This is a genomic window from Streptomyces sp. NPDC001156, from assembly GCF_053598275.1.
On record NZ_JBSFJX010000282.1, the window covers coordinates 1 to 8608 of the forward strand.

Annotated in this window: 8 protein-coding genes and 2 pseudogenes; 4 read left to right on the forward strand and 6 right to left on the reverse strand. The window is 67.0% G+C overall.

From position 1 onward, the window contains the following. Both ACWDA7_RS47355 and ACWDA7_RS47360 read left to right on the forward strand, forming a co-directional pair. A pseudogene (locus tag ACWDA7_RS47355) lies at positions 1–327 on the forward strand (hypothetical protein); the annotation flags it as partial. Between the two features lie 10 nt (positions 328–337). After that, entirely contained in the window at positions 338–907 is a 570-nt protein-coding gene (locus tag ACWDA7_RS47360) for an N-acetyltransferase family protein (protein ID WP_450613710.1), read from the forward strand. Positions 908–941: 34 nt separating this feature from the next. Here ACWDA7_RS47360 and ACWDA7_RS47365 read toward each other — a convergent pair whose 3' ends face one another. Continuing rightward, positions 942–1376 (reverse strand): transposase domain-containing protein, encoded by a 435-nt coding sequence (locus tag ACWDA7_RS47365; protein WP_450613712.1) that lies wholly within the window; start codon positions 1374–1376, stop codon positions 942–944. A 343-nt stretch (positions 1377–1719) separates the two neighbouring features. On the opposite strand from ACWDA7_RS47365, the gene ACWDA7_RS47370 reads away from it, so the two are divergent. Beyond that, a complete protein-coding gene (locus ACWDA7_RS47370) occupies positions 1720–2274 on the forward strand; it encodes a DUF6444 domain-containing protein (RefSeq protein ID WP_450613714.1) in 555 nt (184 codons plus the stop codon). Between the two features lie 15 nt (positions 2275–2289). Next, positions 2290–3150: pseudogene (gene tnpC, locus ACWDA7_RS47375) on the forward strand (IS66 family transposase); the annotation flags it as partial. A 175-nt stretch (positions 3151–3325) separates the two neighbouring features. Here the strand turns inward: tnpC and ACWDA7_RS47380 are convergent. The 5 genes from ACWDA7_RS47380 to ACWDA7_RS47400 form a co-directional block, all read right to left on the reverse strand. After that, entirely contained in the window at positions 3326–4318 is a 993-nt protein-coding gene (locus tag ACWDA7_RS47380) for a helix-turn-helix transcriptional regulator (RefSeq protein ID WP_450613716.1), read from the reverse strand. Positions 4319–4355: 37 nt separating this feature from the next. Beyond that, positions 4356–4592: a hypothetical protein gene (locus ACWDA7_RS47385; protein ID WP_450613717.1), complete on the reverse strand. Its 237-nt coding sequence runs from the start codon at positions 4590–4592 to the stop codon at positions 4356–4358. Then, positions 4492–6273 (reverse strand): AMP-binding protein, encoded by a 1782-nt coding sequence (locus ACWDA7_RS47390; protein WP_450613719.1) that lies wholly within the window; start codon positions 6271–6273, stop codon positions 4492–4494. Before ACWDA7_RS47390 ends, ACWDA7_RS47385 begins: the two co-directional genes overlap by 101 nt. Positions 6274–6372: 99 nt before the next feature. Continuing rightward, on the reverse strand, positions 6373–6870 hold the full coding sequence (locus ACWDA7_RS47395) for a tautomerase family protein (protein ID WP_450613721.1): 498 nt from the start codon (positions 6868–6870) through the stop codon (positions 6373–6375). 112 nt (positions 6871–6982) lie between these two features. After that, positions 6983–7915, reverse strand: a complete 933-nt coding sequence (locus ACWDA7_RS47400) for an alpha/beta hydrolase (protein ID WP_450613723.1) — start codon at positions 7913–7915, stop codon at positions 6983–6985. Positions 7916–8608: the final 693 nt, after the last annotated feature.

Below are 8608 nucleotides of genomic sequence, written 5' to 3' on the forward strand. Positions count from 1 at the left end.
GAAGCACTCGCCCGTGCCGACCTCGCCCAGCACGAGCGCGCCGCCGCCGGCGCCGAGCAGGCCGTTCTCCTGCACGGCACCCAGTTCCAGCGGAATCGGGCCCTGTACACGGCTGACGTCGCCATTCAACGTGCGGTGAGGGAACGCCCCGAGCCGGAAGCCGCGGCCGAATCCGCCGGGCGCGTCCTTCGCTACCTGCCAGAAGTTCGCTCTGACCGGCTGCTGCAGCAGCTGCACAACGTGCAGAGCGCACTCCAGCGGCACGCCACCATCCCGGCGGTCGCCGACTGGCTGGAGGAGTACCGCACGACAACCGGCGTCAGCTGAGGAGGAGACGGTGGCCCCGAGCACCCACACCGACGTGGTGATTCGCACCTACGGGCCGGGACAGGTCCCGCCGCTCGTGGACGTCGCCGCAGACATCTGGGCAGACGCTCATCCCGAGCTGGTCGCCAACCCCGGTGCGGCCACGGCCGGGCTCTCCGTGCCCGCCCTGCACCGCCAGATCACCGGTCACCTCAAGTGGGAGGGATTCGCCCTGGTGATGGCGTACGAGGGCGGCAGCGCCGTCGGATTCGCCTACGGCTTCCCCTGCACCGCCGACTACTGGTTCGGACCCGATCTCGTCGACCAGGTCCCCGCAGGCGCCCGCACCGAACGCCTCATGGGGCTGTGCGAACTGGCGGTCCGACCGCCGTGGCAGTCCCGGGGAATCGGCACCCGGATGCACGCTGAGCTGCTGCGAGTAATCGCCCCACAGTGGTCCTCCCTGCTCGCGCTGCCCTCGAACCGGCGCGGCCAGGACTTGTACGCGAGGCTGGGCTATGAGTACGCCGGCCCGTACGTCAACGAGCCAGGAGGACCCCAGTTCGACCTGCTCCTCCTGCACGTCAGCAACGCTTCCTGACACCCGCGTCCCGCCCGGCAGACCCCTGCCTCAGCTACCTGCCCGCTCCACGGGAACGTTCCCGAAAAACCGCACCCCCGTCGTCGTCAGGCGGGCCAGCGGCCCAGCGAGCACCCTCGAACAGCGCCTGCACCGGCGCGGCTCCCAGCCGACGCCGCAGGTCCCGCAGGGCATTCGCGCTCGGCGAGGCCACCGGCATCCCGGCCAGGCCACCGGTCAACTTGTCCCAGACCAGCCGGTATCCGACCTCGGGGAACAGGCACATCGCGAGCAGGAAGTACATCCCGACCCGGGAGGGAAGATCACACAGCCGCTGCTGAACCGTCCGTGTTTCCACGAACACCGCGTCGACCAACTCGAACGGGACGACGGATGTCAGCTCCCCCAGATGCCCCGGGGCGAGCCTGCCGACGACCACAGTGACCGTACGGGTGATAGCCGTCAGCGAAGACGGCAGGACAGAATGCAACGGCAACGGTGTACGATCCTGGTGGCTAATTACACAGAGTGGCCGAACGTCGGAGGTCACCAGCCGCGACTGCGCGCCCATTGCTGACAAATCGGACGAGCAGCGGCACCTTCGCGAACGTCGCCGTTACGCTGCGCCAATTAACTAACAGGATCGGGCAATGCCAGTTCAGCTCCCGAACCAGATCCAGCTGCTTGGGGCCGACGGGGCGCCACAGGGTCGTCGTTGCTTGCTGGCTGGTCATCGGCATCGCTCTCTGAAACGTAAGCCGCAGGGTGACTGGATAGCTGGTCGATCACAGTCGACTTGATCTTGTGGTCCGGTTCGGTGATCCTCGGGTCTCATGTCCCAGACCACGGTGCTGCCCAGCTATGAGGAACTCGCGGCGCTGGTGACGGGGCTGCGGAGCGAGTTGGCGGTGGCCAGTGAGCGGATCGTGGCATTGGAGGCCGAGGTCATGGACCTGCGGGCCCGGCTGAACCAAAACTCCGCGAACTCCTCGAAGCCCCCGTCTTCGGATGGCCTGGCCAAGCCGGCGCCGAAGTCGCTGCGGGGGAAGTCGGGGTGTGGTCCGGGCCGTCCGAAGGGGCAGCCGGGTATCACACTGCGCCAGGTCGAGGCCCCGGACGAGACGATCACTCACCGGCCCGACTCCTGTGGTGGTTGCGGGGCTGATCTCCAGGACGCGCCCGAGGTGGGGACGGAGCGGCGGCAGGTCTTCGACCTGCCTGAGGAGATACGGCTGGAGGTGATCGAGCACCGGCTGGTGTCGGTGCGATGTGCCTGCGGGAAGAAGGTGAGGGCGACCGCGCCGGACGGGGTGGGTGCTCCGGTGCAGTATGGGCCGCGGCTGGCGGCCGCCGGGGTGTATCTGATGCACGGGCAGTTCCTGTCCTAGGACCGTACCGCCCGGGCGCTGGCCGATCTGTTCGGCGCCCGTGTCGCGGTGGCCACCGTGGCGGGCTGGGTGCGGCGCTGCGCGCAGATTCTGGACACGTTCGGCCGGATGGTCGCCGAGAAGGTGGCAGCCGCGCCGTTGGCGTTCTTCGACGAGACAGGGTTTCGTACCGCCGGCCGGCTGCACTGGCTGCACTCCGCCTCCACCGGCGTGTTCGTGCACTTGAGTGTGCACCGAAGGCGTGGGGCCGAGGCGATTGACGCCGCCGGGATCCTGCCCGCCTTCCGCGGGGTGGCCATGCATGACGCCTGGGCCCCGTACGACACCTACACCGAAGCCGATCACGCCCTATGCTGCGCGCACGCCCTGCGCGAGCTGGTCGCGGTCACCGAACGCGGTCACGAGGCGGCCCGCTGCGCGGCCTACCGGGCCATCGACGCGCTGCTCGCACTGAAGAAGGCCACCGACACCGCCCGCGTCACCGGCGCCAACCGGATTGCCGACGAGGTCAGGGCCGGTGAGCTCAAGGCCCTGCACACCGCGGTCCGTGACGGACTGAAAGGCACCGCTGCCCGGTCCTCGAAGACCGAGCGCAAGCACAACGCCTTGTTCAAGCGCCTACACAGCCGCTGGGACGACTACCTACGCTGGGTCCACGACCTGACACTGCCCTTCGACAACAACCCGGCCGAGCAGACGATCAGGATAGCCAAGCTGCGGATCAAGGTCTCCGGGAGCCTGCCGACCCTCCTCGGGGCCCAGGACTTCGCGGCGATCCGGACCTACCTGGCCACCGCCGACCGCCACGGCCAGAACGCGCTCGACGTTCTCGACCAAGCCATGCGCGGCAGACCCTGGATGCCCGCCACCACTTGAACCCCACCGGTCTGCCGACCGGAGATCGCACACGCCTCCGAACAGGGGGCAGCTATCCAGTCACGCCGCAGGTACGGCGGGTCGGGAGACCGGCCGATACTGGCACTGCGAACTCGGCAGCTACGCAGTTTCCGCACCCGGGCCAGCTCCGTGACCAGCAGTTACGGGACAGCCCTTAATTCCTGATAGACCCGGTCGTGGCCCGTTCTGCTCGGTAAGCGGACGGTGCTTGTCCGTAGGCGCTGCGGAAGGTGCGTGTGAAGTGGCTTGCGTCGGCGAAGCCCCAGCGCGCGGCGATTGCTGCCACTGCGAGGTCGGTAGTAGTGAGGTCTTCGCATGCGGCCGCGAGTCGGCGGCTGCGGACGGCTTCTCGGAAGGTCCCGCCGCTTGAGGCGAACATCCGGTGCACGGTTCGAGTCGAGACCGAATGCGCTGCCGCCAGCGCCTCTGGGCTCAGGTGGGGGTCGACGAGATGGCGTTCGATCCAGCGATCCATGGCGATTTTGAGCGCAGGGCTGTAACGGGATGCTCCGAGATCGGCGGATTCTCCGCCGCCCTGGAGAGCGCCTGCGACGAGATCGAGCGTGGCGTTGCGTGCTGCCTCGATGCCTCCAGGTGGGAGAGCGGGAATCATGGATTCCACGCTCTCGAGGTAGCGGTTCAAGAGCATGACTGTGGCGCTGGTTGGGGGCAGCAGCACCATGCCGGAGCCCGTCAATGGCTCTCCCACCTCGCGTAGTGCGTCGGCGGGGACGAGCAGGATCCTCTTGCGATACGAGCCTGGGACCTGGAAGTTGAAGGACGCCTCCTCTCCGAGGGCCACACCGCCTCCCGGCTTGATCCGGTGACGCCGGCTACCCACGGCGACGTCCTCACACCCGGCGACGGCGAGTACCAGGGTCACGAAACCGTCGGACGCTGCTTCGCGGGACGCGCTCCGTCGCTGTCCAGCATGCGCCCGCACGCGGCAGTCCACCAGCGCTAGGTCTCCTAGCCATCGTCTGCGCAGACGCCCGCGGAACTGGGGAAGGTCGGACTCCGAGATGCGGATACTCATCGGGACGACCAGCTCGGACAGGTGTCGTTCCCAGGCATCGCGTCGCCCGTGCGGCACCAAGCCATCGACCGTGACGTCGTCGACGCTCGCTGGGGGTGGGACAACTGTCATGTCCGCTCAACTCCGCTGAAGATCCCGCCGGTTCGCACTATCCAACGCCTCCCATGGTGGTTGGGCAAGTCTCGGGCCGTTGCAGCACCGGCCGCAGCTGGTCTAGGACCGTGGGGTCCTCGATGGTCGGCGGGACGCGAGCCTCAATGCCGTCGGCGATCTCCCGCATCGTCTTACGCAGGATCTTCCCGGACCTGGTTTTGGGGAGGCCAGTGACGATGTCGACGCTTCGCAAGGAGGCGATCGGGCTGATCCGGGTCCGGATCCGTTCCAAGAGGTCGCGTCGGAGCGAGTCGCGATAGCCCTGCCTGTGGGTCGACCCCGGCCTTGAGTACGACGAAGCCGCGGGGCACCTGGCCCTTGAGACTGTCGTGGACACCGATGACGGCGCACTCCGCGATGTCGGGATGGGTCGCGATGACCTCCTCCATCGCACCTGTCGACAGACGATGGCCGGCCACGTTGATCACGTCGTCGGTGCGTCCCATGACGAAGACGTAGCCGTCGCTGTCGATGAAGCCGCCGTCGCCGGTGAGGTAGTACCCGTCGAACTCCGATAGGTAGGAGCTCACAAACCGCTCGTCGTCCCTCCAGAGTGTGGTGAGAGCTCCGGGTGGAAGGGGCAGCCGTGCTGCGAGCGCGCCTTGGATTCCCGCCGGAAGCGGGTGTCCGTGAGCGTCGAGGACCTGAAGGTCCCAGCCAGGCATTGTGAGCGACGGAGATCCCGGCTTGATCGGGAGCAGTTGCAGACCAGCTGGGTTGGCGGCGATCGCCCAACCACTTTCGGTCTGCCACCAGTGGTCGATCACCGGAACCCCTGTGTGCCGGCTGGCCCACTGCCACGTCTCCGGATCCAGTCTCTCGCCGGCGAGAAAGAGGTGCCTTAGCGCAGAGATGTCGTGCTGACGAAGGTATCCCGCCTTGGGATCCTCCTTGCGCAGGGCCCTCAGCGCGGTGGGTGCGGCAAACATGGCGCGGACGTGGTGTTCCTCGATGACTCGCCAGAACTGCCCCGCGTCGGGAGTGCCGACCGGCTTGCCCTCGTAGAGGACCGTGGTCGCGCCGACGAGGAGCGGGCCGTAGACAATGTAGGAGTGCCCGACCACCCATCCGATGTCGGAGGCGGTGAACATGACATCCCCGGGGCCGATGTCGTAGATGTTGGTCATCGTCCACGCCAGGGCTGTTGCATAGCCGCCGGTGTCGCGTACGACGCCCTTGGGGCGGCCGGTCGTCCCGGAGGTATAGAGGATGTAGAGCGGGTCGGTCGAGTCGACGATCACCGGCTGCACCGGCTCGACGGTGGCCATGAGTTCCGACCAATCGTGGTCGCCCGCGCTTAGGGCCGCGGTGGCCTGAGGGCGTTGCAGGACGATCGTCGCCGAGGGCTGGTGTTCGGCGCTGCGGAGCGCTTGGTCCAGCAGAGGTTTGTACTCGATGATTCGGTTGCCTTCGATCCCACAGGAGGCGGTTACGACGACCTTCGGTGCAGCGTCGTCGATGCGGGATGCGAGTTCGGGAGGCGCGAAGCCGCCAAATACCACAGAGTGAACTGCGCCGATCCGAGCACAACCCAGCATCGCGATGACCGCCTCGGGCACCATCGGCATGTAGATGACCACGCGATCGCCCCTGACCACGCCCACCCGGGTGAGCGCACCGGCGAAGCGGGCGACGAGATCGGTGAGATCGCTGTAGGTGATGCTCGTGCTGGTCGAGGTGACGGGCGAGTCGTGGATAAGAGCGATTCGGGAGCCGTGCCCGGCCTCGACATGCCGGTCGAGGGCATTGTGGGCCATGTTCAGGCGGCCGTCGGGGAACCAGCGGTAGAAAGGGGCCTGGCGGGCGTCAAGGGCCCGGCTCGGTGCCTGCGCCCATGCGAGAGCGCTGGCTGCTCCGAGCCAGAACCCGTCCGGGTCCTCCAGGCTCCGCGTGTGGATCTCGGGGTAGGTCATGGCAAGCGTCGGGGTCCTTTGTGCAGTCGAACGACTCGGTGGCCTGGTGGCGCGGCAACAGTGGCCGCCGCGCCACCAGGAGCCGGATTTCTCGTGCTCTCAGGCCAGCGAGAGCGGGACGTCGAGCCGGGGACGGCTCTCGATGGCCTCCGCCATCCTCTTGACCCGCTTGGGATCCAGGCCCAGCGCCTCAGCGGTGAACACCGTCGGCCAGACCTTGCCGTCCACGCCCCAGGTGCCGCTTGGGATCTCGTTGAGCAGCACGAAGACGCGAGCGTCCCCCGTTCCGGCGGTGCCGTCCGCTTCGAGGACGGCATCCGTCACGTCCTTGACCATGCCCTCGATCCGCTCGTAGTCCATGAAACCGACCATGACGCTGACGTGGGCGCGGTAGACGGCCTGGGTGAGGGGCTTGCCGGCCGCGGAGATGTTCTCGCGAGGCACCTCGTGGAGGTAGACCCACGCGATTGACTGCGAGCCATCGTTGATCTCGATTCCCTCCCACTTCAGGCAGGTGGATGAGAGTGTGGCGAGGAGCTTGTCCTTGGCGTCCTGGCTCAGAGCGCCACTCGGGTAGTACAGGTCGACCATGGGCATGGCTGCTTCTCCTTCTATTGGCTTCGGTTGCTGGCTTGGCGTGTCGGGCCAGGTGCGGCCGTCTTCTGCGACCGCGGGTGCTGCTCGGGGCGCGTGCCCCGCTAGGGACTGATCAGCTCGTGACTGCGAGATGCTCGACGAACCAGTCGCGTGCGGCCCGGCTGGCGATGTCGAATCCTTCGACGTAGGCGTCAAAGTGGCCACCGGGCAGGATGGTGATCTTCTTCGGCTCACGTGCCCGCTCGAACGCGTCGATCGCCAGGGTTGCCGGCGTGAGGTGGTCGTCCGCTGCCGGCAGCAGAAGCAGCGGTGTCGGGCTGATGGCGGCGATGTGCGCGACCGGCTCGTACTCGGTGAACATCTCGACGCTGCGCAGGGTGACCTCGTTGCGCCAGGAGGGTGCTCGAACCTTGGCGGTCTCGGTGAACCAGGTCCACGAGTCGGGTGTTGGCAACGCGGACGACGCAAGAGGGTCTTCTGCGACCACCGGGATCATCGCCGGTTCCGCCCCCGCGTAGCGAGCGGCGCGGTCCTCGTCGAACGAGGCTCGAAGGCCGGCGATGAAGTCAGCTCGGACCAGTGCCTGCAGGTTCGCCAAGCCACTGACCAGGGGGACCTGACTGACCACGGCCCTGACCCGCCGGTCCAGGGCTGCGACGACCAGTACGTGTCCTCCCGAGTAGCTGCTACCCCAAACACCGATCCGGAGCGGATCGACCTCGGGCAACCCTGACGCCCACGTGATCGCATGGCGATAGTCGCGGACCTGCGCGATCGGGTCGATCTCCTGCCGCGGCGTCCCCTCGCTGGCACCAAAGTTGCGGTGATCGAACACAAGGGCATTCATCCCGGCCGAGGCGAAGACCTCGGCGAAGGCGTCCAGGTACATCTCCTTGACGGCCGAGAACCCATGCGCCATCACGATCGTGGCGGCCGGACTGGTTGCCCCCTCGGCCCCGTAGAACCACCCTCGCAGCGACACGCCCTCGGCATCGAACTCGACATCTCTTCTGCTCACGCCAGCCTCCTCTGACACGTGACCCACACTTCGCGGTTGTGGCGTCCGTCACATCCTGTCTGGGGCCGGTTGGACAGGCATGGACAGCAGCGCCAGATTCTGGAAGCCCAGCGCCACCCAGGGGAGGCATCACGACTGCTCCACACTTGCACGGCCCAGTCGCCTGCCGTCATCAACATCGGAGTTCCGACGCACAGGTCGCCGACGTGGTTCAGGGGCTCCGTTGCGTTGAGCGTCGCCCTGATCGAGCCAGGCTTGAGCATTGAAGTCATCGACCCGACCTATCCGGTGGCTGCCTCCGAAGTCGGCGTTCGCCGGGTTCCTGTTCCCGACCGAGGTGATCGTGGTCGCGGTCCGTTGGTATCTGCGCTGCAACCTCTCGTATCGCGACGTTGAGGAGTTGCTGGTCGAACGTGGGGTCGAGGTCGATCACGTCGATGGGTGCAGCGGTTCACGCGGCTGCTGGCCGACACCGGCGCGATCCTGGAGGTTAATTTCACGGAGTGGCCGAACGTCGGAGGTCACCAGCCGCGGCTGTGCGCCCATCGCTGACAAATCGGACGAGCAGCGGCACCTTCGCGAACGTCGCCGTGACGCTGCGCCAATTAACCACCACGATCGTGTACGATCTTGGTGGCTAATTCCAACTGTCATGCTGCGAGGCTGAGTTGGAGTCTGGCGAGGTGGCTGTGGCTGCCGCGGTCGAGGGGGTGGCCGTTC

What these genes read in the sequence shown, in the direction of transcription:
- ACWDA7_RS47370 (WP_450613714.1), top strand. Translation starts at nt 1,720, where the DNA reads ATGTCCCAGACCACGGTGCTGCCCAGCTATGAGGAACTCGCGGCGCTG.
- ACWDA7_RS47380 (WP_450613716.1), bottom strand. Translation starts at nt 4,318, where the DNA reads ATGACAGTTGTCCCACCCCCAGCGAGCGTCGACGACGTCACGGTCGAT.
- ACWDA7_RS47390 (WP_450613719.1), bottom strand. Translation starts at nt 6,273, where the DNA reads ATGACCTACCCCGAGATCCACACGCGGAGCCTGGAGGACCCGGACGGG.
- ACWDA7_RS47395 (WP_450613721.1), bottom strand. Translation starts at nt 6,870, where the DNA reads ATGCCCATGGTCGACCTGTACTACCCGAGTGGCGCTCTGAGCCAGGAC.